General features: G+C 63.8%; 18 protein-coding genes. 12 read left to right on the top strand and 6 right to left on the bottom strand.

Annotated features, from left to right (window positions below):
• Positions 1-52: 52 nt before the first annotated feature.
• A complete protein-coding gene (locus JL811_RS05795) occupies positions 53-1,489 on the top strand; it encodes a hypothetical protein (protein WP_202687547.1) in 1,437 nt (478 codons plus the stop codon).
• Positions 1,490-1,528: 39 nt separating this feature from the next.
• Here JL811_RS05795 and JL811_RS05790 read toward each other — a convergent pair whose 3' ends face one another.
• Positions 1,529-2,248: a DUF2383 domain-containing protein gene (locus JL811_RS05790; protein ID WP_202687546.1), complete on the bottom strand. Its 720-nt coding sequence runs from the start codon at positions 2,246-2,248 to the stop codon at positions 1,529-1,531.
• Here JL811_RS05790 and JL811_RS05785 point away from each other — a divergent pair.
• Positions 2,247-3,233 carry an LLM class flavin-dependent oxidoreductase gene (locus JL811_RS05785; protein ID WP_202687545.1) on the top strand — a complete coding sequence of 329 codons (987 nt, stop codon included), beginning with the start codon at positions 2,247-2,249 and terminating at the stop codon, positions 3,231-3,233. The genes JL811_RS05790 and JL811_RS05785 overlap by 2 nt on opposite strands.
• A gap of 83 nt (positions 3,234-3,316) precedes the next feature.
• Here the strand turns inward: JL811_RS05785 and JL811_RS05780 are convergent, their stop codons facing one another.
• Together JL811_RS05780 and JL811_RS05775 are read right to left on the bottom strand one after the other, a co-directional pair.
• Positions 3,317-6,385: an efflux RND transporter permease subunit gene (locus tag JL811_RS05780; protein ID WP_202687544.1), complete on the bottom strand. Its 3,069-nt coding sequence runs from the start codon at positions 6,383-6,385 to the stop codon at positions 3,317-3,319.
• Positions 6,382-7,539 carry an efflux RND transporter periplasmic adaptor subunit gene (locus tag JL811_RS05775; protein ID WP_202687543.1) on the bottom strand — a complete coding sequence of 386 codons (1,158 nt, stop codon included), beginning with the start codon at positions 7,537-7,539 and terminating at the stop codon, positions 6,382-6,384. The genes JL811_RS05780 and JL811_RS05775 overlap by 4 nt, the downstream gene beginning before the upstream one ends.
• Positions 7,540-7,692: 153 nt before the next feature.
• Between JL811_RS05775 and JL811_RS05770 the strand changes: the two genes are divergently transcribed.
• The 9 genes from JL811_RS05770 (at position 7,693) to JL811_RS05730 (ending at position 17,541) form a co-directional block, all read left to right on the top strand.
• The gene (locus tag JL811_RS05770) at positions 7,693-8,337 is read left to right on the top strand and encodes a TetR/AcrR family transcriptional regulator (RefSeq protein WP_202687542.1); all 645 of its coding nucleotides are present in this window, start codon (positions 7,693-7,695) and stop codon (positions 8,335-8,337) included.
• A gap of 234 nt (positions 8,338-8,571) precedes the next feature.
• Positions 8,572-9,441, top strand: a complete 870-nt coding sequence (locus JL811_RS05765) for an MBL fold metallo-hydrolase (protein ID WP_202687541.1) — start codon at positions 8,572-8,574, stop codon at positions 9,439-9,441.
• Positions 9,442-9,469: 28 nt separating this feature from the next.
• Positions 9,470-10,720, top strand: a complete 1,251-nt coding sequence (locus tag JL811_RS05760) for an extracellular solute-binding protein (protein WP_202687540.1) — start codon at positions 9,470-9,472, stop codon at positions 10,718-10,720.
• A gap of 61 nt (positions 10,721-10,781) precedes the next feature.
• Positions 10,782-11,678: a carbohydrate ABC transporter permease gene (locus JL811_RS05755; RefSeq protein WP_202687539.1), complete on the top strand. Its 897-nt coding sequence runs from the start codon at positions 10,782-10,784 to the stop codon at positions 11,676-11,678.
• A complete protein-coding gene (locus tag JL811_RS05750; RefSeq protein WP_202687538.1) occupies positions 11,675-12,529 on the top strand; it encodes a carbohydrate ABC transporter permease in 855 nt (284 codons plus the stop codon). Before JL811_RS05755 ends, JL811_RS05750 begins: the two co-directional genes overlap by 4 nt.
• A 2-nt stretch (positions 12,530-12,531) precedes the next feature.
• Complete coding sequence (gene argH, locus JL811_RS05745; protein ID WP_202687537.1) at positions 12,532-14,052, top strand: argininosuccinate lyase; 1,521 nt, start codon at positions 12,532-12,534, stop codon at positions 14,050-14,052.
• Positions 14,053-15,156: an ABC transporter ATP-binding protein gene (locus tag JL811_RS05740; protein ID WP_202687536.1), complete on the top strand. Its 1,104-nt coding sequence runs from the start codon at positions 14,053-14,055 to the stop codon at positions 15,154-15,156.
• 2 nt (positions 15,157-15,158) lie between these two features.
• Positions 15,159-16,409 (top strand): ROK family transcriptional regulator, encoded by a 1,251-nt coding sequence (locus JL811_RS05735; RefSeq protein WP_202687535.1) that lies wholly within the window; start codon positions 15,159-15,161, stop codon positions 16,407-16,409.
• Between the two features lie 73 nt (positions 16,410-16,482).
• Positions 16,483-17,541 (top strand): tyrosine-type recombinase/integrase, encoded by a 1,059-nt coding sequence (locus tag JL811_RS05730; protein WP_202687534.1) that lies wholly within the window; start codon positions 16,483-16,485, stop codon positions 17,539-17,541.
• Between the two features lie 59 nt (positions 17,542-17,600).
• Here the strand turns inward: JL811_RS05730 and JL811_RS05725 are convergent, their stop codons facing one another.
• Positions 17,601-19,859, bottom strand: a complete 2,259-nt coding sequence (locus JL811_RS05725; RefSeq protein WP_202687533.1) for an NADP-dependent malic enzyme — start codon at positions 19,857-19,859, stop codon at positions 17,601-17,603.
• A 118-nt stretch (positions 19,860-19,977) separates the two neighbouring features.
• On the opposite strand from JL811_RS05725, the gene mutS reads away from it, so the two are divergent.
• A complete protein-coding gene (gene mutS, locus JL811_RS05720; protein ID WP_202687532.1) occupies positions 19,978-22,608 on the top strand; it encodes a DNA mismatch repair protein MutS in 2,631 nt (876 codons plus the stop codon).
• A gap of 118 nt (positions 22,609-22,726) precedes the next feature.
• On the opposite strand, the gene JL811_RS05715 is transcribed toward mutS, so the two are convergent.
• Positions 22,727-23,269, bottom strand: coding sequence for a nucleotide exchange factor GrpE (locus JL811_RS05715; RefSeq protein ID WP_202687531.1), 543 nt, complete (start codon positions 23,267-23,269; stop codon positions 22,727-22,729).
• A 32-nt stretch (positions 23,270-23,301) separates the two neighbouring features.
• Positions 23,302-24,372, bottom strand: a complete 1,071-nt coding sequence (gene hrcA, locus JL811_RS05710) for a heat-inducible transcriptional repressor HrcA (RefSeq protein ID WP_202687530.1) — start codon at positions 24,370-24,372, stop codon at positions 23,302-23,304.
• Between the last annotated feature and the right edge of the window lie 36 nt (positions 24,373-24,408).

The raw sequence follows: 24,408 nt of genomic DNA, 5'->3' as shown, positions 1-24,408 counted from the left end.
TGTTGTGGCCGCCCGGCAATGGGGCTAATCGGGGCGGGAAGGCGGTTCGACCATGTTCCCCATTGCAGATGAGTTCAGGCAACGACTGCAATCCCTTGGCGGGGTTCTGGTCGCACTGTGTCTGCTGCTGGCGCTGGCCTATGAGGGCACGGGCCGCCCTGCGCTGGTTCAGGTGGCCGGTCTGGGCATTCTTGTTGCGATCCTGTGTTTCAGCCCGGGTATCAGCAAGTCACGGCTGATCTTTCTGGCCGTCGGCGCGGCGCTTCTGGTCTGGAGCATACTGACCCGGGCCGACTGGATGACCGGGGTTCTGACCGCGCTGCACCGGGGCGGCATCGTGATTGCGGTCTTCACGGCGCTTGCGGCCCTGCGCATGGCGGCCATGGCATCCCCCGCGATCATTTCCTGCGGACGGTTTCTGGCCGAACAGAAACCCGGGCGGCGCTATCTGGCGCTGTCCTTCGGCGGGCATCTTTTCGGGCTGGTTCTGCTTTACGGCTCTATCTCGCTTCTGGGCACGCTGGCGGCTGCCAGTGCCGCCCGCGCGGCGGATCCGCAGATCGCCGAAATCCGCCTGCGCCGGATGCTTCTGGCCATCCAGCGCGGTTTTGCCGCCACCTTGTGCTGGTCGCCCATCGCCTTTTCCATGGTGATCGCGACAACGCTGGTGCCCGGCGCCACATGGAGCGCGGCAGCCCTGCCCGCCTTTGCCAGCGGCATCCTGTTCATGGCGGTCGGCTGGGCGCTGGATACGATCTTCAAGCCACGCACCCCGCCCCGCCCTGCGGCCGGCGACGCCGATCCGGGCGGCTGGATGCAGCATCTGGCGCCGCTGTTCTATCTTTTCGCGCTGGTGCTGGTCGGGGTCGCTGTGCTGCATCATCTGACCGGGATCGAGGTGATCGGTGTAGTCATGGGCATCGTGCCCCTGATCGCGCTGCTGTGGATGCTGCTGCAAGAGGCGCGCCCGGCCAATGAGGGTGAGGCGCGTGAAACGGGAATGGCCGTCACGCGGCTGGGGCGTCGGGTGGGCCGGTTCGTCATCACGGAATTGCCCGGCTATCGCGCCGAGATCCTGCTGTTGTTCATGGCGGCCTTCATCGGCAGTCTGGGATCCTTCCTGCTGGTGCCGCTGATGCAGGACTACGGCCCCGATCTGGGTTCGATCCATCCCGCGCTGATCCTGTTCGCGGTGGTCTGCATCATTCCGCTGGCAGGACAACTTGGGATGAACCCGCTGCTGTCGGTGTCCTTGCTGATCCCGTTGCTGCCATCGCCGGACGTGCTGGGCATTTCCCCGGTTGCCATGGTTCTGGCCGTCACCGGGGGCTGGTCGCTTTGCGGCACGACCTCACCCTTCACGGCCTCGGTCCTGCTGATCGGCAATCTGGGCAAGACCTCGGCCCGGCGGGTCGGTCTGGTCTGGAACAGCGCCCATGCGGCAATCCTGATCCCGGTGCTGGCGGTCTGGGCGATCCTGAACGGCTGATCCGCACACTGCACCGCCAGCTTCATGCCGATGCGGCGGTCAGATCCCCTCGGCGTGGCGGGTATCCAGCAACAGCAGCGTCAGTTCATCGCGCAGCGCCTTCAGGTCCATCGCATCGGCGGGCGGCAGGCCGGGTGCGGCCAGCGCATCATCGAATGCGTCAAGCACCGGTTCCTCACCCTTGCGGATGCTGTCCATTGAACTGCCGTCAATGTCGTCGAACAGGGCGCGCAGGCTGACCATCGCCTTGTTGAGGCTGCCCATGAAACTGCCTTCGGCATCGGGCTCCTGCCCGTGGCGGATCAACATCGCGGTCAGCGCGGCATTGTGCCGGTTATGCAGGGCGCGGAAGCGGTCCACGACAGGGCGGAATTCAGGCTCGGCCTTTTCCACCATCGTCACGAAACCCGCCAGCGCATCGGCGCTGCGCCGCTGCAGGGTCAGCAATTCCCGCACCGCATCGGGTTCGGCGTCGAATTCGGGATTTGCCATGATCGGGGCACCAATCGGTGTCAGCATGGAATGTCCTTTCTCGATCTGGTCACGTCGGGACGCGGCAGAAGTGCCGCGACCTGACAGGAACAACCCCCGCCGCGCCGGAAGGTTCCGAAATTGGCCCGGTTTCCTGTGCAGCATCCGCGTCTCCTGTGCCGCACCTGCCGCCGCCTTGATGCGCATGAATGGCATGTCCAGCGCCATCCAGCCCTTGGCTTCTGCCGCCGGGATGCTTAGGTGCCAGTCAACCGGAGGTTTCCGCATGACCCGATATTCCCTTCTGGATCTGTCTCCCATTCCCGAGGGTGAGACCGCCGCCGAGGCACTTGCCCATACTGTCGATCTGGCCCGCGCGGCCGAGGACTTCGGCTATCACCGCTACTGGCTGGCCGAACATCACAACATGCCCGGCATTGCCAGCGCCGCGACCGCCATCGTGATCGGCCATGTCGCCGCCGCGACCAGCACCATGCGCGTGGGCGCGGGCGGCATTATGCTGCCCAATCACGCGCCTCTGGTGATTGCCGAACAGTTCGGCACGCTCGCCACGCTTTACCCTGGGCGGATCGACCTTGGCCTTGGGCGCGCGCCCGGCACCGATATGGCGACCGCCCGCGCCCTGCGCCGCCATATGGCGCCCGAGGATGCCTTCCCCCGCGATGTGCAGGAACTGATCGCCTATCTGGGCGACATGCCGGACAATGCCGCCGTGCGCGCCATTCCGGGGACCGGCACGCATGTTCCGGTCTGGATCCTCGGCTCCAGCCTTTATGGTGCTCAGCTCGCGGCCTTTCTGGGCCTGCCCTATGCCTTTGCATCGCATTTCGCCCCGGCCATGCTGGAACAGGCGCTGCAGATCTATCGCAGCACCTTCCAGCCTTCCGAACATCTGGACCAGCCGCATGTGATGATCGCCGCCGGGGTCTGCGCGGCGGATACGGATGAGGAGGCGGCCTTCCTGCGCTCCTCCCAGATGCTGGCCTTTGCGCGGTTGCGCACCGGCAGGCCCGGCAAGCTGCCACGGCCGGTGCGCGATATCGGGGCCGAGATTCCGCCGCAGGTCATGGCCGGGGTGCAAGAGGCGCTGTCGGTTTCGGCCACCGGATCGGCCGACACGATCCGCACAGAGCTTGCCGCGATCATCGAACGCTACCGCCCGGACGAGTTGATGGTCACCGGCATGATCCATGACCATGAGGCGCGGCTGCGGTCCTTCGGCATCGCCGCCGGGGTTCTGGCCGATCTGTAACGACCGCCGCAACACCCCTGCAAATGACAAGGGCTGCCTGATCCTGTGATCAGGCAGCCCTTTTTGTATTCGGTGGCCCGCTGTCAGGCCCTTGCTGGAATGACCGGCGCTTCGGGTTCGGGCGCCATCTCCTTGCGCGAGATCAGCACATAGAAGGCCGGCACCACGAACAGCGTGAAGATCGTGCCGACCGTGATGCCGGAAAAGATCACCAGACCCATCGCAAAGCGTGCCGCCGCCCCCGCGCCATCCGCCGTCATCAGCGGCACAACGCCCAGCGCGGTTGCCGCCGTCGTCATCAGGATCGGGCGCAGGCGCTGACGGGCCGAGGCAACGATGCCCTCGGCACGGCTCAGCCCATTTTCATGGCGCAGCTGATTGGCGAATTCCACCAGCAGGATACCGTGTTTGGTAATCAGCCCGATTAGCGTGATCAGCCCGACCTGCGTGTAGATGTTCAGCGTTCCCAACCCCAGATTAAGCGGCACGATCACCCCGAAAATCGACAGCGGCACCGACATAAGGATGATAAGCGGATCGCGGAAGCTTTCGAACTGCGCCGCCAGAACCAGATAGATGACGACGATGGCCAGCGCGAAGGCCACGGCAATCGTGTTGCCTTCGGTCTTTTCAAGCCGCGACTGGCCGGAATAGTCGATGAAGAAGCCCGAGGGCAGCAGGGGTGCTGCGATTTCCTCGATCACGGCCAGACCGTCACCGGTTGACACGCCGGGCAATGGCAAGGCGGTGATCGTGGCCGAGTTGAGCTGGTTGAACTGCTCGATCGTGGCCGGGGCCGCGCGGGTCTCGACCTCGATCACGGCCGAAAGCGGCACCATGTCGCCCGTGGTCGACCGGATATAGATTTCGCCCAGCCGTTCGGGATTGTCGCGATATTCCTGCGGAACCTGCAGGATTACGTCATAGCTGTTGCTGTCACGGTCGAACTGCGACACCGGCCCGTCGCCCACCAGAAGCGCAAGCGTCTGGCCGATCTGGCTGGCGGGCAGGTTCAGCGCCGCCGCCCGGTCCCGGTCGATGCGCACGACAAGCTGTGTCGTGTCGAAATTCAGCGAATTCTGCACAACGATGAACCGCCCCGAGGCCTGCGCCTCCTGCCGGATCTGGTCGGCGACCTCAAAGACCTGTGACGGATCACCGGTGGACTGGATCACCATGGAAATCGGCAGACCACCCCCGGCCCCCGGCAGTGATGGCGGGGCGAAGACGAAGGCCTGGACGCCCGCAACCGGGGCCAGCCGGGCCTGAAGATCGGCCTGAATTTCCGCCTGCGACCGCTCCCGGTCCGCCCAGTCGTCAAAGGCCCAGAGCGCGATAGCCGAACTGGTCTGCCCGCCGAACCCGGTGATCGAGAAATTCGCCGAAAGTTCAGGCAGGTCATCGGTCAGTTCGCGCATCTGGTCGACATAGCGCTGGGTATAGTCGCTGGTCGCATAGCTGGGCGCGTTGACGAAGGAAAACAGCGCGCCGGAATCCTCTTCCGGGGCGAGTTCGCCCGATGTCTTGGTGAGCAGATACCCCGTCACCCCCATCAGCACGACGACCAGAAGCACCGTCACCGGCAGATAGTCCAGCGATGAGGACACGCGCCGTTCATACCAGCCCTCGAAGCGCACAAAACCGCGGTTCAGGCTTTGCTGGAACCGGTTTTCCCCCCCGCGTTTCAGCAACCGGGCCGCCATCATCGGTGAGATTGTCAGCGCCACGATCCCCGAAATGAAGACCGCGCCCGCCAATGTCACCGCGAATTCCTGAAACAGCGCGCCGGTCAGACCGCCGGTGAAGAACAGCGGCAGGAACACCGCGATCAGCGTCAGCATCATTGCGATGATCGCGGTCGAAAGCTCCCGCATCGAGGTAAAGGCCGCCTGCATCGGGCTGAGCCCGTCATCGGCATGGCGCTGCACATTCTCAACCACGATGATCGCGTCATCGACGACCAGACCGATGGCCAGAACCATGGCCAGCAGCGTCAGAAGGTTGATCGAATAACCCATCAGGAACAGGATGAACATGACGCCCACCAGCGACAGCGGGATCGCGACCAGCGGCATCAGCACAGACCGGATGGAGCCAAGGAACAGCAGGATGATGACGGCCACGATCACCGTGGCCTCGATGATCGTGCGCAGAACCTCATTGATCGAGGCCGAGATCTGCTCGGTCGAGTCATACATCATCGTCAGAGTCATGCCCTCTGGCAGGCTGTCGCGGATCGCGGGCAGTTCGGCCAGAACATTGGCCGAGGTGTCCAGCGGGTTGGCCGAAGGCGTCGGGAAAACGCCGATGAAGGTGCCCGGCTGACCGTTGAAATTCACGATCGTATCGGTGCTGGCGGCCTCAAGCGCGATGCGCGCGACATCATGCAGGCGCACGACCTCATTCCCGCTGCCTGAAATCGGCAGCAGGCCAAAGGCCTCGGGCGTCTGCAGGGTCGATTCCATGGTGATCGCATAGGTCACCAGTTCATTCGTGGTGCGGCCCGGCGCGGCAAGAAAGTTCGCGCCGTTGATCGCGGCCGACACATCCGCCGCCGTCAGCCCCTGACCGGCCAGCCGAACCGGATCAATCCAGACGCGCATGGCATAGCTGGCCCCGCCCAGAACCTGCGATTCCGCGACGCCGTCGATGGTGGACATGCGCGGCACCATGACCCGCTCGATATATTCGGTAATCTGTTCGGGCGTCATCGCAGGATTCTGCACGCCCAGATACATCATCGCGAAGGTCATGCCGGTGCCCTTGACGATGCTGGGATCCTCGGCATCCTGCGGCAGGCTTGACCGGACCTGCTGCACCTTGGACATGACTTCGGTCAGCGCGGTATCGGGATTCTCGCCCAGCCGCATCTGGACTGTCACGACCGAGGCCGAGGGGCGTGAGGTGGTGGAGACGTAATCCACGCCTTCGGCCGTCGCCACCGCCGCCGCGATGGGGGAGGTGACAAAGCCCTGAATCAGATCCGCCGAAGCGCCGGGATAGACGGTCGTGACCGTGATGACGGTCTCATCCACTTCGGGATATTGCCGGGTCTGCAGGTTGAACATGCCTTGCAGCCCCAGCAGAATGATGAGCAGCCCCAGAACGGTCGAGGCGACCGGCCGCTTGATGAACAGTTCTGAAAGGTTCATTCCGTTGCGCCTTCCTCTGTCTGAGCCGTTTCGGCGGGCGCGTCGGTCTGCGCTGTTTCGGCCTGCGCGGTTTCTGCAGGCGCGTCGGATAGGGTTACCGGCGAACCGTTCGACAGACGGTTCTGACCGCTGATGACAACGCGGTCCCCGGCAATAACACCCTCGCGGATCTCGATCTGACCTTCCGAGCGGCGGCCCTTTTCGACAAAGACCTGCCGCACGACCAATGTTTCGGGGTCTTCCTCGCCCTGGCGGACGACATAGACGAAATCACCGTAAAGACTGCTGATGACCGCGTTCTGCGGCAGGCTGATGATGCCCTCCTCACGCGGCAGGTCCAGACGCAGCCGCACGAACTGGCCCGGCGTCAGGCTCCCCTCGGTCATGTCAACCGTACCGCGCACCGCGACCAGACGGCTGGACGGATCCACGCGCGGGTCGATGCCGCTGATCTTGCCGTCAAAGCTTTGGCGGTTGTCGTCACTGCGCAGATGCAGGGTCTGGCCGATGAACAGATCCGGCAGGCTTTGCTCGGACAGGCTGAAATCGACGCGCATCACGCTCAGGTCCTGCAGGGTGGCGATGGTGGTGCCGGGCTGCACATATTGCCCCAGATCGACCCGCGACAGGCCGATGGTGCCTCCGAAGGGGGCTGCGACCTCACGCTGTTCGACAACCGCCTCGGCCCGGGCGACCTGGGCCTCGGCGGCGCGGAAGGCCGCGCGCGTGGCGTCCAGCGTCGCATCGGTGGCCACTCCGCGCCGCTGCAATTGCTGCTGGCGTTCCAGATTGGTGCGCTCCAGCTCAAGCTGGGTGCGCGCGGCTTCAAGATCGGCATTCTGCACGACATTGTCCAACCGGATCAGGATATCCCCCGCCGCAACCTCGGTATTGGGCTCAAACAGGACTTCCCGCAGGATGCCCGGCGCCTCGACCGTCAGTTCGACCCCCTGATTCGCATTGACCGTGCCGATGGCATTCAATGCCGGCTGCCATTCGTCGGGCTGCGCCTCGACGGTTTCCACCGGAAGCGGTTGAACCGGCAGATTGGAAAAGATCTGTTCAATCATCCGGTCGCGGAACAGATTGAAACCGATCAGTCCGCCCCCGATCAAAGCCAAAAGAACTACTGCAATTACAAGACGTTTGATCATGGGGTGATCCTGACTCACCGGTCCGGTCCCGGACCATTGTTTTCACCGTCCTGCAGCCACAAATGGCCGCAGGGCGCAACGCGGAAATGCCCCCCTCCGAACAGAGAGGGCGGATGAGGCGACGCTGCGCAAAGCAATACACGCGAACGGCACTTGATCCCAGAGCCGCGTCGCTATACCGTCTGGTCGGTAAAGTCAACGATCCTTGAGAACAGTTGCGCGCATCAGGAAGAAAGGCACGTCATCGAACATCCCGCCCCCGAGATCAGCCGCAAATCCGACACCCGCCGCCGCATCCTGGATGCGGCCGAGGCACTGGCACGATGTGAGGGTTCGGGCAATCTGTCGCTGGATGCCGTTGCCGCGCGGGCGGGTGTATCCAAGGGCGGTTTGCTGTACCATTTCCCATCCAAGGGACGGCTGATGGAGGCGCTGGTCGAGGATTATCTGGGCCGCTTCGCCGCCGCTTTGGGTGCCGAGGAACGCACGGGCCAGCCCGACGCGGTGATCCGGGCCTATGTCACGCAATTCCGCACCGAATGCCGCGACAAGAAGAAACCCGCCTCGGGCCTGCTGGCGGCGCTGGCCGAGGATCCGGACATGCTCAGCCCGGTCCGGCGGCATGAAAGCGATTTTCTGGCGCGGATCCGGGCCAATGCGTCAGATCCGCAGATGGCGACGCTGGCCTTTCTGGCCATCAACGGGCTGCGCGCGATGGATCTGCTGAACACGCAGGTTCTGCCACCAGATGAGGTTGATACCCTGCTGGACTGGCTGGGCAAGCGACTGGAAAGCTGACCCTTTCCCATCCTGCCCATTCCGGCGGACCAGATCGCGGCACAGGGGGTCACAGGCCGCCTTTACCGTTTGCCCCGATCTACTCTCCCGCCCCGTTCCCCTTAGTCAGCCATGACGTCCACCCGACCGGCCCGTCCTGCAACTTTGTTCTGAAACAGAACAATTTGGGCTTCTATGCCCAGTTGGCGTAAATTTTCTTGACAGGTTTCACCTTTTATCCCCCTTATTAGTTCCATGATCGAACAAACGATTCAGGCTGAGCTTGTCGTTGATGCCGCGCCCGCCCCGGTCGCGGCGCTGGCTTCCTTTCCCGGATCGGATGCGGATGGCTGGGGCAGGATCGGGCTGACCGGGCTGACCCCGGCGCTGGACTTCGCGCCAAACCTTGGCTGCTTCCTTGTCCGGCACCGCGACCGGCTGGTGCTGTGCGATACCGGCATCGGTCCGGGGCCGAACATCTATCTGGACGGATTGCGCGGCAGCCTTTTGCAGCGGCTTGCGGCCATCGGGGTTGCGCCGGATCAGATCGACCTTGTGCTGTTCACCCATCTGCATATGGATCACATTGGCTGGGCCTCGCAGCCCGGGCCGGGTGGCGGGCGGATCGCGACCTTCCCGAAGGCACATTACATCGCCGCCGGGGATGAGCTGGATTACTGGTCCTCGGGCGCGGTTTCGGCAAAGGCCCATCACCACGCCGCCTATGCCGAGATCCTGCATCCGCTGGTGGCGACAGGCGCCGTCGCGGGCATCGCCCCCGGAACCGATATCACCCCCGGCCTGCGCTTTCTGGCGATGCCGGGCCATACGCCGGGCCATTGCGCGATCCGCTTTGACGGGGGGCCGCAGCCGCTGGTGATTGCGGGGGATGTCTTTCACTGTCCGGGGCAGGTGGAACGCCCCGACTGGTCGCACCGGGCCGATATGGACCCCGACCGCGCCCACAGGACAAGGCAGGATTTTCTGGAACAGGCCGCCGCCGAAAACTGGCGGATCGGCGCGGGGCATTTCCGCAACGGACTGGCCTTTGGGGAAATTGCGGCAAAGGGCGGCGGATACCGCTTTGTGCCACAGGGAAACGGTCGTTCAGCGACCGGATGGTGAAACGAAAATTGGTCACAGGGAGAATGAGATGAAACAACTTTCGGGACTGCTTCTGACAACCGCGCTGGCGCTGCCCTTGGCGGGGACCGCGCAGGCGGTGGAAATCGAATACTGGCAATATCACTTTGCCGAGCGGGTCGAGGCGATGGATCAGCTGATCGCGCGCTTTCAGGACGAAAACCCCGATATCACCGTCAAGCACACGACCTTTCCCTATGCCCAGTATCAGGCCAAGGTCGCGGCGGCGGTTCCCGCGGGCGAAGGACCGGATGTCGTGCAGCTTTATTACGGCTGGCTGCGCGATTACAACAAGGCGGGCCTGCTGGCGCCGCTGCCCGCGGATGAGTTCGACCCCGCCACGATTGATGCGGAATTTTTCCCCATCGTGCAGTCGATGAAGGTGGACGGCGCCTATTACGGCCTGCCGACCGCCGTGCGCACCATGGCGATGTTCTACAACAAGGATCTGCTGGCCGAGGTGGGCTATGACCCCGAAACCCCGCCCACAACCCTGGATGAGGTGGTCGAGGCGACGCAGAAGATCGTCAAGCGTGACGAGGCGGGCAATCTGCTGGTCGCGGGCATCACCGCCGCCCCGGTATCGCAGGATGCCCATTGGTGGCGTGAGGTTCTGGTGCGGCAGTTCGGTGGCCAGTCCTATTCGGAGGATTACCGCACGGTCACCTATAATTCGCCCGAAGGGGCCGCCGCCCTGCAGGCGATCAGCCAGTTCTTCACCGATCTGGACGTGGTCGATTACGGCTTCATGGATGAGGCGCAGGCCTCTTTCGCCGCCGGAAAGGCCGGTTTCCTGATGGACGGGTCCTTCCGCATCGGCGCCGTCAGCCGCGTCGAAGGGCTGAACTGGGGTGTCGCCCCCCTGCCCACCCATAACGGGATCGAGGGCAATTATTCCTCCTACTGGCTGAACGGCATCAGTTCCCAGACCACGGGGGAAGAGCTTGCGGCAGCGCAGAAGTTCCTGAAGTTCATCACCAGCCCGGACTCGATGCAGCTTTGGCTTGATGTGGTGGGCGAACTGCCCGCGCGCCCCTCGGTGGCGATGACGGATGCCAATGCCAGCCATCCGGTTTACGGCCCTTTCATCGCCGGTCTGGCCCATGCCCATGCGACCGATTTCGTCAATGAGGCCGCCCAGCGCCAGATCTGGCTGGACATGATCGACATGATTGATGTCGGCGGCATGTCGGTCGAGGAGGCGCTTGCAGCCTCAGCCGAGGCCGAACAGGCGCTGATCGACCGCTATTACGCCGAATAATCCGATCCGAAACCCCTCTGCCGTCCGGTCTCCGGGCGGCAGTCCACAGGGCAATGGCCGCATGAAACACCTCTACAACCGGCTGAGTTTTCAGCAGAAGAAGGCCTATTGGGCGTGGCTGTTTCTGGCCGTGCCGATCCTATTCTTCGCGGCGGTGCGGTTCTATCCGACGATCAACGCCGCGATGATCTCCTTTACCGACTGGAACCTGCTGACCGAGGGCAAATGGGTCGGTCTGGCGAATTATGAACGAATGTTCACAGACAAGGTGTTCTGGAAGGTCTTCGCCAATACCTTCCTCTATCTGATCGTGGGCCTGCCGGTCAGCCTGACGCTGGCCTTTGTCGTGGCCTATTACCTCGATCAGGTCCGGTTCATGCATGGGTTCATCCGCAGTCTTTACTTCATTCCCTATCTGACAACGGCGGTGGCCATGGCATGGGTTTGGCGCTGGGGCTATCAGCCCGCACCGATGGGGGTCATCAATCAGATATTGTCCAGCATCGGAATGCCGCAACAGCCCTTTCTGCGCTCCCCCAATCAGGCGCTTTATGCGGTGCTGGCCCCCGCGATCTGGGCGGGACTGGGCTTTCAGGTCATCATTTTCATGGCCGGGCTGCGCGCCATTCCCGAAACCTATTACGAGGCCGCGCGGATCGACGGGATCGGCAAGCTGGCCACGCTGTGGGAAATCACCCTGCCGCTGTTGCGTCCGACCCTTGTTTTCATTGTCGTGCTGACCTCGATCGGCCTGCTGCGCATCTTTGATCAGGTCTATAACATGACGGTGGACGGACAAGGCGGGCCGCTGAATGCCACCCGGCCCCTTGTGCTGAACATCTACAACACCGCCTTCAAGGATTTCGACATGGGCTATGCGACCGCGCAGACCATGGTGCTGTTTCTTGTGCTGCTGATCATCACGCTGATCCAGCTTCGCCTGATGAGGTCGAAATGAACGCCCCCGCCGGCCAGCCCCGCCTGCCCTTCGGGCTCAGCGGCTCACCCGGGCGGATCGTGGTCTGGACACTGCTGTTTCTGGGCGGGGTGGTGATGATCTCACCTTTCCTGTTCATGATCTCAAGCTCGCTCAAGACGCCCGACCAGATCTATGACCTGCGGCTGATCCCCGAACGTCCGACGTTGGAAAACTATGTCGCGCTGTTCCGTGACAGCCTGTTCCTGAAATGGTTCGTCAACTCCTTCATCACCTCGACCCTTGTCACCCTGTCGGTGTTGTTTTTCGATGCGCTGATCGGCTATGTGCTGTGCAAATACGATTTCCGGGGCCGCACCTTCGTCTTCATCGCGATCCTTTCCACCCTGATGATCCCGACCGAGATGCTGGTGATCCCCTGGTATCTGATCAGCGCGCATTTCGGCTGGATCGACACCTATTGGGGCATCATGTTTCCCGGGCTGATGACAGGGTTCGGCGTCTTCCTGATGCGGCAGTTCTTCCAGTCGGTGCCGGATGAATTGCTGGATGCCGCGCGGGTCGATGGTCTGGGGGAATTCCGCATCTGGTGGACCATCGCAATGCCGCTGGTCACCCCCGCCCTGTCGGCGCTGGCGATCTTCACCTTTCTGGGCAACTGGACGGCCTTTCTCTGGCCGCTGATCGTCACCAACAGCCGCGATCTTTACACCGTGCCGGTGGGGCTTGCCTCTTTCGCGGGGGAAAACCTGACGCGGTGGGAGGTGGTGATGACCGGTGCCGCTGTCGCGACCATCCCGACGCTGATCGTCTTCATCATCTTCCAGAAATACATCGTCCGGGGCGTCGTCCTGTCGGGTCTCAAGGGGTAAACATGTCCAGCCATCACGATGCCGACCGGTCGCGCTTTCCCGATCCGGTCTATGCCAGAACCGTTCTGGCGCCGCTGTTCGACCATTCAAAGCGGGAGTTCGCGGGCGAGTTGTCGCGCATCAACCGCGCGCATTGCGTCATGCTGACCGAAACCGCGATCCTGACCGCAGCCGAGGGCACGGCCATCGCCGGCGCGCTGGCGCGGATCGACGCCACGCTGGACCCCGCCGCAATGGTCTATAGTGGTGAGCATGAGGATATGTTCTTTGCCATCGAGGCGGAGCTGAAGGCGATCCTTGGCCCCGACATGGCGGGGCGGCTGCATACCGGGCGCAGCCGGAACGACATGGATCACACGATCCTGCGCCTGCGCCTGCGGGACGAAATCGACGCGCTGGCCACGAAGGGGCGGCAGCTGGCACAGGCGATGCTGAACAAGGCGCAGGCGGAACGTGACACGATCATCGTCGCCTATACCCATGGCCAGCCCGCCCAGCCCACAACCTTTGGCCATTATATCGGGGCGGCACTTGAGGTGCTGCTACGCGATCTTGACCGCCTTGCCGCAGCACGGCAGGTGGTGGACCGCTGCCCGATGGGCGCTGCGGCGATCACCACCACGGGCTTTGCGCTGGACCGCCCGCGCATGGCCACCCTGCTGGGCTTTGCCGAACCGCAACGCAATTCCTATGGCTGCATCGCGACGGTGGATTATGTGACCGCCAGCTATTCCGCGCTGTCGCTGATGATGCTGCATCTGGGCCGGGTGGTGCAGGATCTTCAGTTCTGGACCAGTTTCGAGGTCGGGCAGATCTATGTGCCCAACGGCTTTGTGCAGATCAGTTCCATCATGCCGCAAAAACGCAATCCGGTCCCGGTGGAACATATGCGGCTTCTGGCCTCACAAGCGATGGGGCAAGCGCAGGCGATGGTCGGCACGATGCACAACACCCCCTTCACCGACATGAATGACAGTGAGGGCGAGGTGCAGACCGCCGGTTACCGCGCCTTCGCCCTTGCCGGGCGGATGCTGGATCTGATGGCCGCCCTGCTGCCCAGCCTTGCGGTGGAGGGGGAACGCGTGCGCGCCAATATCGACCGCTCCTGCATCACCGTGACGGAACTGGCCGATACGCTTGTGCGGGCAGAGGGGCTGCCCTTCCGCATCGCGCATGAGATCGCGGCGGATGTGGCGCGCGGCGTCACCGCCCGTCAGACAGCACTCAGCGATGGCCATGACCTGTTCGCGGCGGCCTTCCAACACGCCGTCGGCCGCGCGCCGCGCCTGTCGGCGGCGGATTACGCCCTTGCCGTCTCGCCGCGCAATTTCATTGCCATCCGCGACCGCATCGGCGGCCCCGCCCCGGCGGCCATGGACGAAAGCCTTGCCGTTTACCGTTCCGCGCTGCAGGCCCTGACCGACCGCGCCGAGGCCGGGGCCCGGCGCATTGCCGATGCCGCAGACCTGTTGGCCGGGGCCTTTGCACAACTGACCGAAACCGATCCGCAGGAGGCGCGCTGAATGGCCACCGTCACGATCCGCAATCTGGTCAAACGCTACCGTGAGGCCGAGGTGCTGCATGGTATCAATCTGGACATTGCCGATGGCGAATTCGTGGTGTTGGTCGGCCCCTCGGGTTGCGGCAAATCCACCACCCTGCGCATGATCGCGGGGCTTGAGGATATTTCCGGCGGTGAGGTTCTGATCGGCGACCGTGTGGTGAACCAGCTGGAACCGAAAGAGCGCAATATCGCGATGGTGTTCCAGAATTACGCCATCTATCCACATATGACGATCTACAAGAATATAAGTTTCGGCCTGCGCACCGCGCGCCTTCCCGCTGCCGAAAAGGACCGCCGAATCCGCGCGGTTGCCGAACAGCTTGAACTGACGCCCTATCTGGACCGCAAGCCCGGGCAGCTTTCGGGCGGGCAGCGCCAGCGCGTCGCCATCGGGCGCGCGATCATCCGCGATCCGGCGGTGTTTCTGTTCGATGAACCGCTGTCGAACCTTGATGCGCAACTGCGCGCCCAGACAAGGCTGGAAATCAAGAAACTGCATCAGCGGCTGGGATCGACCATCATCTTCGTGACCCATGATCAGGTCGAGGCGATGACGCTGGCGGATCGCATCGTGATCATGCGCGACGGCCATATTCAGCAGATCGGCACACCGACCGAGGTTTATGACCACCCCGCGAATACATTTGTCGCGCGTTTCATCGGCAGCCCGTCGATGAACCTGCTGCCCGGCGCGGTGACCGCTGATGGTGGCCTTGCGCTGGACGGCAATGGCCCGATTGCCCATCCCGCCGCCCGGGGACTGGCGCCGGGCAGCCGGGTGCTGCTGGGGGTGCGGGCCGATGACCTGCGGGTGCAATCGCATACCGGCGCCACGGACAAAGCACCGGGCCTGCAGCTTTCCGGGCGCGTTTCGGTGGTTGAACCGCTTGGCCCCGATATGCTGGTCTATCTCGATGCCGGGCTCGATGCCGGAACGCAGCAGGTGATCGCCAAGGCCGATACCCGCCAGACCCTGCGCCCCGGCGATGAGGTCACACTGACCGCCGCCCCCGAAACCCTGCATCTGTTCGATGAACAAAGCGGCAAGGCGGTGGCAGTCTGAGCATGGAAACCACATCACCCCAGAAATCCGGCCCGACCCCCGGTTCCGACCCCGAAACCACGCCCCGCAGCGGGCCCGAGACGCGCATGGGCGATCTGACGGCATCGGCGGGGAAATCCCTGTCGCGGCAAGTGTCATTGCGCACGGTGCTGCGCATGGTCCGCGATCAGGGCACCATTTCGCGCGCCGAACTGGCACGCCAGACCGGTCTTTCCAAACAGACAGTATCCGAGGTGGTGGGCGACCTGATGGCGGCGGGCTGGCTGTGTGAGGCAGGGCAAACCTCGGGCACGCCCGGCCGCACTGCGACCAACTACCGGCTGAACGGCAGCCGCGCCCATGTTTTCGGCTGTGATCTGGGCGGCACCAAGATCCGTCTGGCGCTGGCCGATCTGCGTGGGCGCATCCTGCTGGAACGCAGCGTCCCCACCCCGCCCGAGGGCGGTGAGACGGTTCTCGACCAGATCGTAAGCCTGCTGCGCGAACTGATCACCGAGGCGGGGATTGATCCCGCATCCTTGCTGAGCGGCGCAGTCGGCGCGCCGGGTGCCTATGACCGGGCCACGGACAGGCTGCGGCTGGTGTCAAACATCGCGGGGCTTGAGGCGATCCATCCCGCGCGTTTCTTTAAGGACCGGCTGGGCATTCCGATCGCGGTGGAAAACGACGTGTCCATTGCCGCGATGGGAGAGCTTGATCTGGGCGAGGTGCCGCGCGACGGCACCTTTGCCTTCCTTGCCATCGGCACTGGTGTCGGGCTGGGCATCGTGTCCGAGGGCCGTATCCTGCGCGGTGCGCGGGGGGGGGCTGGGGAAATCGCCTCGCTGCCGCTGGGCGGCAATCCCTATGACGCGCGCAATTTCGCATCGGGAACCCTGGAAAGCGTGCTGTCCAGTGCCGCATTGCTGCATCAGTATCACGCGCTTGGCGGGGCCGGGGCGGGTTCAATCTCGGAAATGTTCGACCGTCTGGAACAAGGTGATCCGGTGGCAGCCCGCGTGCTGGACGAGGCCGCGCGCAATATCGCGCTGGCCATTGTGGCCGTCACGGCGATTGTGGACCCCGAGATCGTGGTGACGGGCGGGGCCATCGGGGCGCGGCCCGAACTGATTGACCGGGTGCGCGCGGCCCTGCCCGGCTGCACGCCGAACCCCACGCCGCTGCGCATCTCGACCCTTGGCGCGCGGGCCGGTCTGGCAGGTGCGGTGGTGATGGCGGTAGAAAAACTGCATGAGGATCTGTTTCTGCGCTGACCGGACGAGGCCGCACGGGGCCATCGGGCAAAGCTGACTTTGCCTCCGCGCCGATCCCGCGTAATCTGGGGCCATGACCAAGGAACAGGCAGCGGACCGGCAGGACGATGATGACGCGGTAGGGCCGCTGTCGCTGCCTGCCCATGTCGCCGGGTCGGGCGGGCTGAACCGGCTGGTGGAAACCGCGCGCGACTATGCCCGCGCTGCCGCATCCGAAAACACGCAGCGCGCCTATGCGCAGGACTGGGCGCATTTCGGGCGCTGGTGCCGCAGGCGCGGCGCAGACCCGATGCTGCCCGTGCCTGAACTGATCGGGCTCTACATCACCGATCTTGCCGCCCCGGGCGGCAAGGTGCCCGCCCTGTCGGTATCATCCATTGAGCGGCGGCTGTCAGGGCTTGGCTGGGCCTATGCGCAGCGCGGGCAGCGGATGGATCGCAAGGACCGCCATATCGCCAGCGTCCTTGCCGGAATCCGCCGCCGCCATGCGCGCCCGCCCCGGCAGAAAGAGGCGATCCTGCCCGAAGATCTGCTGGCCATGACAGCCACCCTGCCGCATGACCTGCGCGGGCTGCGCGACCGGGCGATCCTGCTGCTGGGATTTGCAGGCGGCTTGCGGCGGTCCGAGATTGTCGGTCTTGATACCGGCAAGGAGGACACGCCTGACAGCCGGGGCTGGGTCGAGGTGATGGAGGCGGGCGCGCTGGTCACCCTGCAGGGCAAGACCGGCTGGCGTGAGGTGGAAATCGGGCGCGGGTCGGGACCGCAAAGCTGTCCGGTCCATGCGCTGACGCAATGGCTGCATTTTGCGCGGATTGACTTCGGCCCGGTCTTTGTCGCGGTCGCGCGCGACGGGCGATCAGCGACCGGCGCGCGGCTGACCGACAAGCATGTGGCCCGGCTCGTCAAGGCTTGCGTCCGCGATGCGGGTCTGCGCCCTGATCTGCCCGAGGCGGAGCGCATCGCACTTTATTCCGGCCATTCGCTGCGCGCGGGCCTTGCCAGCAGCGCCGAGACCGATGAACGCCATGTCCAGAAACATCTGGGCCATGCCAGTGCTGAAATGTCGCGCCGCTATCAGCGGCGGCGTGACAGGTTCCGCGTCAATCTGACCAAGGCTGCAGGTTTGTAACCGCATCTGAAACCGGGGCGGGCGCATTGCACGCCCTGCCCCGGCAAGCGTTCACCGGATCAGTTCCCGATACGGCAGGCCGCCACCACCGCAAGGTTCAGGATGTCATTCGCGGTCGAAACCGTCGAACAGATCTGGATCGGTTTCGGCACCCCAGTCAGGATCGGGCCGATCACGGTTGCCCCGGCCATTTCCTGCATCAGCTTCACCGAAATGCTGGCGGAATGGCGCGCCGGAACGACTAGGATATTCGCCGGGCCGGTCAGACGGCAGAACGGATACTGCGCCATGATCTCGGGGTTGAGCGCCACATCCACGGTCATTTCGCCCTCATATTCGAAATCAACCTTCATCCGGTCCAGAACGCGCGGCGCCTGATGCATCTTCGTCGCGCGTTCCGACACCGGATAACCGAATGTCGAGAAGGACACGAAGGCCACGCGCGGCTCCAGTCCCAGATTGCGGGCGACCCCGGCGGCGCGGATCGCGATGGTGGCCAGATCCTCGGGTTCGGGCCATTCATGCACCAGCGTATCAGTGACAAAGATGATCCGCCCCTTGTGCAGCAGCGCCGTAACCCCGACCGCCCCATCCCCGGCCTTGGCGTCGAAAACATGGTTCATCAGGCTGAGGATATGTGCGGATTTCCGGGTTGCCCCAGTCACCAGACCATCACCATGGCCATGGGCCAACATCAGCGCCGAGAATACATGCCGGTCGCGCGAGGCGAGGCGGTGGATATCCTGCCGGTCAAAACCTTCACGCTGCAGCCGGGCATAGAGAAATTCGCGGTAGGTATCCAGATGGCGGGTATTGGCGGCATTGACCACCTCAAGCTCGCGGACCGCATCGGCCAGACCTGCCGCCTCCAGCTTTTCGCGCACATCGGCCTCACGTCCCACGACCAGCGCGTGACCCAGACCGGACCGCTGATAGGCGACAGCGGCGCGCAGCACGCGCGGATCGTCGCCTTCGGCAAAGATCATGCGGGCCTGCGCCTGACGCGCCCGCGCATGAACCCCCTGCAGGATCGAGGCGGTGGGGTCCATCCGGCTTTTGAGGGCCAGCGTATAGGCATTCATATCGACGATGGGACGACGCGCCACGCCGGTATCCATGCCCGCCTTGGCGACGGCAGGCGGGATGACATGGATCAGACGCGGATCGAAGGGCGTGGGGATGATGTAATCGCGCCCGAAGGACAGTTTGCGACCGTAAGCCATGGCCACCTCATCAGGCACGTCCTCACGCGCGAGTTTGGCAAGGGCTTGCGCGCAGGCGATCTTCATCTCGTCATTGATGGCGCGGGCATGGATATCCAGCGCACCCCGGAAAAGGTAGGGAAAGCCAAGCACGTTGTTGACCTGATTGGGATAATCGCTGCGCCCCGTGGCCACGATGGCATCGGGGCGCACGGCATGGGCATCCTCGGGGGTGATTTCGGGGTCGGGATTGGCCATGGCGAAGATCACCGGATTATCGGCCATCGAGGCCACCATATCCTGCGTCACCGCCCCCTTGGCCGAGACGCCCAGAAACACATCGGCACCCTTCATCGCCTCTTCCAGCGTTCGCAGGTCGGTCTTGGCGGCATGGGCCGATTTCCACTGGTTCATGCCCTCGGTCCGGCCCTGCCAGACAACGCCCTTGGTGTCGCACATGATGCAGTTGTCGGGTGCGGCGCCCATGGATTTCAGAAGTTCCAGACAGGCAATGCCAGCCGCCCCAGCGCCATTCAGCACGATGCGGCAATCCTGGATCTTCTTGCCGGTCATTTCCAGCGCATTGATCAGCCCCGCCGCGCAGATCACCGCGGTGCCGTGCTGATCGTCATGGAACACCGGAATATCACAGATTTCCTTGAGCCGCTGTTCGATGATGAAACATTCCGGCGCCTTGATATCCTCAAGATTGATGCCGCCGAAGGTGGGCGACATCAGCTTTACCGCCTTGATGATCTCTTCGGCATCCTCGGTATCCAGTTCGATATCGATGGCATTCACATCGGCAAAGCGCTTGAACAGCACCGCCTTGCCCTCCATCACCGGTTTGGAGGCCAGCGCGCCCAGATTGCCCATGCCAAGGATCGCGGTGCCGTTCGAGATGACGGCGACCATATTGCCCTTCACCGTATAGTCATAGGCCGCCTCGGGCCGGTCAGCGATGGCCTGCACGGGCACGGCGACGCCGGGCGAATAGGCAAGGCTCAGATCGCGTTGCGTCGCCATCGGGGTTGAGGCGACCACGTCATATTTACCCGGGCGCGGTTCAAGGTGATAGGCAAGCGCCTCTTCGGCGGTGATCTTGGTCCTGGACATGATGGGCCTCCCTTTGCCCGAACGGTGATAGCCGCCTGCGCACGCCACGACAACGAATTTGCCGCTTTCAGCCGGAAGGGCGGTTTTGTAGGGTCGGGCGCGACAGGCAGGGGGATCCATGTCCGACGACAATGTGACGCCGATGATGGCGCAGTATCTGGAGATCAAGGGGCGCTACCGGGAGGCGCTGCTGTTCTACCGGATGGGCGATTTCTACGAGATGTTCTTTGACGACGCGGTGGCGGCGGCCGAGGCGCTGGATATCGCACTGACCAAGCGCGGCAAGCATCTGGGGCAGGACATCGCGATGTGCGGTGTACCGGTCCATTCGGCCGAGGGCTACCTTCTGTCGCTGATCCGCAAGGGATTCCGTGTGGCGATCGCCGAGCAGATGGAAGACCCGGCCGAAGCAAAGAAGCGCGGGTCGAAATCGGTGGTGGCACGGGATGTGGTGCGGCTGGTCACCCCCGGCACCCTGACCGAAGACACGCTGCTGGAGGCGCGGCGCAACAATTATCTGGCCGCATTCGGCGAGGTTCGGGGCGATTGCGCGCTGGCATGGTGCGATATCTCAACCGGGGAATTGCGGGTGGTGCCCTGCCCGTTGCCCCGGCTGGGCATGGAACTGGCGCGACTGATGCCAAAGGAATTGCTGCTGGCCGAAGGCGGGTTCACCCCCGAAGATATGGCGGTTGCGGTGACACCGCTGGCGCGGTCAGCCTTTGACAGCACTGGGGCGGAGCGGCGGCTTTGCGATCTGTTCGGGGTCGGGTCGCTGGAGGGCTTTGGCAGTTTCGGGCGGGCCGAGATTTCGGCCATGGGCGCGCTGATCGACTATCTGGACCTGACCCAGCGGGGTAAGCTGCCGCTGCTGCAGCCGCCACAGCGCGAAAATCCGGGTGGCGTGGTGCAGATCGACGCCGCAACCCGGCGCAATCTGGAAATCACCGCCAGTCTTTCGGGCGGGCGTGAAGGGTCGTTGCTGTCGGTCATGGACCGCACCTTGACCGCAGGCGGCGGGCGGTTGCTGGAGCGGCGGCTTTCTGCCCCTTCACGCGATGGCGAGGTGATCGGGCGGCGCCTGCAATCGGTGCGGTTTCTGGTGGAACAAAGCCGCCTGCGGGACGATCTGCGCGCCATGCTGCGCCGGGTGCCCGATATCGACCGGGCGCTGTCACGCCTGTCGCTGGACCGGGGCGGGCCGCGCGATCTGGCCGCGATCCGGGGCGGGGTGCAGGCGGCGGCGGGACTGCGCGATCTGCTGACCGCATCCGGGGCGGTGCCCGATCTGCTGCTGCAATCCGGGTGTGATCTGGGCGGGCATGAAGGGCTGGCCGATCTGCTGGAGCGGGCGCTGGTCGCGGAACCACCGCTGCTGGCGCGCGATGGTGGGCTGATCGCGACCGGATACGATACCGAACTGGATGAGGTGCGACAGTTGCGCGACGAAGGGCGCGGCGTGATTGCACGGATGCAGGCGGAGTTCATCGAACAGACCGGCATCTCCAGCCTGAAGATCAAGCATAACAATGTGCTGGGCTATTTCGTCGATGTGACGACCACCCATGCCGACCGGATGCTGTCACCGCCTTTGTCGGAAACCTTCATCCATCGACAGACCACGGCGGGACAGGTGCGGTTCACGACCGTCGCGCTGTCGGAGATCGAAACGCGGATCCTGAATGCGGGCAATCACGCGCAGGAGATCGAGAAGCGGCATTTCACCGCGCTGCGCAAGGCGGTGCTGGAGCGCGCGGCGGCTCTGGCCCAGACTGCAAGGGCGCTGGCCGAGATCGACCTTGCCGCCGCCCTTGCCGATCTGGCGATCAGTGAGAACTGGTGCGAACCCCGGATCGACAGCAGCCGCGCCTTCCGGGTCGAGGGTGGGCGGCATCCGGTGGTGGAACGCGCCCTGCGGCGGCAGGGCGGGGGGTTCATCGCCAATGACTGCGATCTGAGCGCCGGGGACAAGGCCGCGATCTGGCTGCTGACCGGGCCGAACATGGCAGGGAAATCCACCTTTCTGCGGCAGAATGCGCTGATCGCGCTGCTGGCGCAGGCGGGATCCTTCGTGCCGGCCAGCGAGGCGCATATCGGATTGGTCAGCCAGTTGTTCAGCCGCGTCGGGGCCTCGGATGATCTGGCGCGGGGGCGGTCGACCTTCATGGTGGAAATGGTCGAGACGGCGGCAATCCTGCATCAGGCCGATGACCGCGCGCTGGTGATCCTTGACGAGATCGGGCGCGGCACGGCGACATGGGACGGGTTGTCGATCGCCTGGGCGACGCTGGAGCATCTGCATGAGGTGAACCGCTGCCGGGCGCTGTTCGCCACGCATTACCATGAGATGACCGCCCTGGCCGGCAAGCTGGAGGGGGTGGAGAATGCGACGGTTGCGGTGAAGGAATGGGAGGGCGATGTGATCTTCCTGCACGAGATCCGCAAGGGGGCGGCGGATCGCAGCTATGGTGTGCAGGTGGCGAAACTGGCCGGCCTGCCCGATGCAGTGATCGAGCGGGCGCGCAGCGTGCTGGAACTGCTGGAATCGGGCGAACGGTCAGGCGCGGGCAGCAGACTCGCCCTGATCGACGATCTGCCGCTGTTCCGCACAGCCCCCGCACAGCCGCGCATCGCTGCGCCAAAGCCGTCAGAGGTGGAGGCCCGGCTGCGTGAGGTTCTGCCCGATCAGCTGACGCCGCTGGAGGCGCTGGCGCTGGTCTATGAACTGAAAGGCCGGATCAACCCCTGACCTTGCGGTGCAAGGACCACCGCGCCCGGATCATGGCCGGGCGCGTGGTTGATCCGGAAAGCGGGACGATCCGGCATGGACCGGCCTGAGCCTGCCCGGATCTCAGCTTGACGGAGTCTCAGCTTGCCGGAGTTGACGAGACACCGACCTGTGCCGGACGCAGAAGGCGGTCATGCAGCATGAAGCCCTCGGTCATGACCTGAATGATCTGACCCGCCTTGGTGCCGGGCAGCGGTGCCTCAAACATGGCCTGATGCAATTGCGGATCGAAGGTGTCGCCGGTCTGGGGAGAGATCAGCGTAATGCCATGTTTCGTCATCACATTCATCAATTCGCGCAGGGTCAGTTCTACCCCCTCGATCAGGGCAGTTGCCTGACCCTCCGCATCCTGCGCAGCCACATCAAGGGCGCGGCGCAGATTGTCATAGACTGGCAGAATATCGCGGGAAAGCCGGGAACTGCCATAATGCTCGGCCTCACGGCGATCCTTTTCACCCCGCTTGCGGGCGTTTTCCGCATCGGCAAGTGCGCGCATGAAACGGTCGCGCATATCGTCGCGTTCGGCGCGCAGCGCCTCAATCTCGGCGGTGGGGTCGTAATCCGGCGCCTCCCCGGCGAGAGGGTCGATATCCTGGAATTCGGTTGCCTGATCCTGCGGCATCTGGTCTTTCCTCACTTCATTCACGTCTGGGATCATCCTTTGCTTCGTTCGGACAACACGCGCCCGACAAGCTGCGCAGTATAGTCGACGATGGGAACGATCCGGCCATAATTCAACCGGGTCGGCCCGATCACGCCGACAGCGCCGATGATCTTCCGATCCGCGTTCATATAGGGAGAGACCACCAAAGAGGAACCCGAAAGTGAAAAAAGCTTGTTCTCGGAGCCGATAAAAATGCGCACCCCTTCCCCGGTTTCGGTGAGTTCCAGAAACTCGGCGATATCGCGCTTGCGCTCAAGATCATCGAAGAGGATGCGGATGCGGCCCAGATCCTCGGCCTCGGTCGTGCCTTCCAAAAGATTGCCACGACCGCGCACGATCAGCCTTTCACCCGATTCACCGGGATTTTCCCACAGCGCCACGCCGCTTTCGACCAGTTCCCGGGCCAGACTGTCAATCTCCTGACGACGCTGGCGGATCTCGGTCAGGATCACCTGTCGCAATTCCGAAATCGTGCGTCCCGTGGCCAGCGCATTAAGAAAATTTCCCGCCTCTCGCATCGAGGATGGCGTCTGACCCGGCGGCGGTGCGAAAACCCGGTTCTCGACATGACCATCGGCGAAGACCAGAACCACGAGCGCGCGATCAGGCGCCAGCGCGACGAATTCGATATGGCGGATCGGCGCCTCGTATTTCGGGGCAAGAACAAGGCTTGCGCCTTGTGTCAGTCCGGAAAGGGCGGAACCCACCCGGTCAAGCAGGCTGGCGACATCGCGGCCTTCGGGAGCAAGGGTGGCGTCGATGCGTTCACGGTCCTGCGCCTCGACCGCGCCGACCTCCAGCAGGCTGTCGATGAACATGCGCAGACCCATCTGGGTCGGCACACGCCCCGCCGAAACATGAGGACTGCCAAGAAGTCCCATGAATTCAAGGTCTTGCATGACATTTCGGATCGTCGCGGCGCTGACTTTCTCGGACATGCTGCGCGTCAGGCTGCGTGAACCGACCGGATCACCCGAGGCGAGATAGGATTCAACCACGCGGCGAAACACCTCTTTCGAGCGCTCATTCATTTCGGAGAGAATCTGGGAATGGTCGGGCATGGCGGTCTCGCAAAGCAAAGGCGATACTAGGGACCG

The sequence above is a fragment of the Szabonella alba genome (assembly GCF_016765775.1).
GTDB classification, from domain to species: Bacteria; Pseudomonadota; Alphaproteobacteria; order Rhodobacterales; family Rhodobacteraceae; genus Szabonella; species Szabonella alba.
The sequence above is the reverse complement of the archived record's forward strand: the minus strand, read 5'-3'. Positions and strand labels throughout refer to the sequence as shown.

Coding starts and splice junctions, on each gene's coding strand:
- JL811_RS05790 (WP_202687546.1), bottom strand. CDS start 2,248: ATGCGGAAACCTCCGGTTGACTGGCACCTAAGCATCCCGGCGGCAGAA.
- JL811_RS05765 (WP_202687541.1), top strand. CDS start 8,572: ATGATCGAACAAACGATTCAGGCTGAGCTTGTCGTTGATGCCGCGCCC.
- JL811_RS05725 (WP_202687533.1), bottom strand. CDS start 19,859: ATGTCCAGGACCAAGATCACCGCCGAAGAGGCGCTTGCCTATCACCTT.
- JL811_RS05730 (WP_202687534.1), top strand. CDS start 16,483: ATGACCAAGGAACAGGCAGCGGACCGGCAGGACGATGATGACGCGGTA.
- JL811_RS05760 (WP_202687540.1), top strand. CDS start 9,470: ATGAAACAACTTTCGGGACTGCTTCTGACAACCGCGCTGGCGCTGCCC.
- JL811_RS05715 (WP_202687531.1), bottom strand. CDS start 23,269: ATGCCGCAGGATCAGGCAACCGAATTCCAGGATATCGACCCTCTCGCC.
- JL811_RS05785 (WP_202687545.1), top strand. CDS start 2,247: ATGACCCGATATTCCCTTCTGGATCTGTCTCCCATTCCCGAGGGTGAG.
- JL811_RS05740 (WP_202687536.1), top strand. CDS start 14,053: ATGGCCACCGTCACGATCCGCAATCTGGTCAAACGCTACCGTGAGGCC.
- mutS (WP_202687532.1), top strand. CDS start 19,978: ATGTCCGACGACAATGTGACGCCGATGATGGCGCAGTATCTGGAGATC.
- hrcA (WP_202687530.1), bottom strand. CDS start 24,372: ATGCCCGACCATTCCCAGATTCTCTCCGAAATGAATGAGCGCTCGAAA.
- JL811_RS05795 (WP_202687547.1), top strand. CDS start 53: ATGTTCCCCATTGCAGATGAGTTCAGGCAACGACTGCAATCCCTTGGC.
- JL811_RS05755 (WP_202687539.1), top strand. CDS start 10,782: ATGAAACACCTCTACAACCGGCTGAGTTTTCAGCAGAAGAAGGCCTAT.
- JL811_RS05775 (WP_202687543.1), bottom strand. CDS start 7,539: ATGATCAAACGTCTTGTAATTGCAGTAGTTCTTTTGGCTTTGATCGGG.
- JL811_RS05735 (WP_202687535.1), top strand. CDS start 15,159: ATGGAAACCACATCACCCCAGAAATCCGGCCCGACCCCCGGTTCCGAC.
- JL811_RS05750 (WP_202687538.1), top strand. CDS start 11,675: ATGAACGCCCCCGCCGGCCAGCCCCGCCTGCCCTTCGGGCTCAGCGGC.
- argH (WP_202687537.1), top strand. CDS start 12,532: ATGTCCAGCCATCACGATGCCGACCGGTCGCGCTTTCCCGATCCGGTC.
- JL811_RS05780 (WP_202687544.1), bottom strand. CDS start 6,385: ATGAACCTTTCAGAACTGTTCATCAAGCGGCCGGTCGCCTCGACCGTT.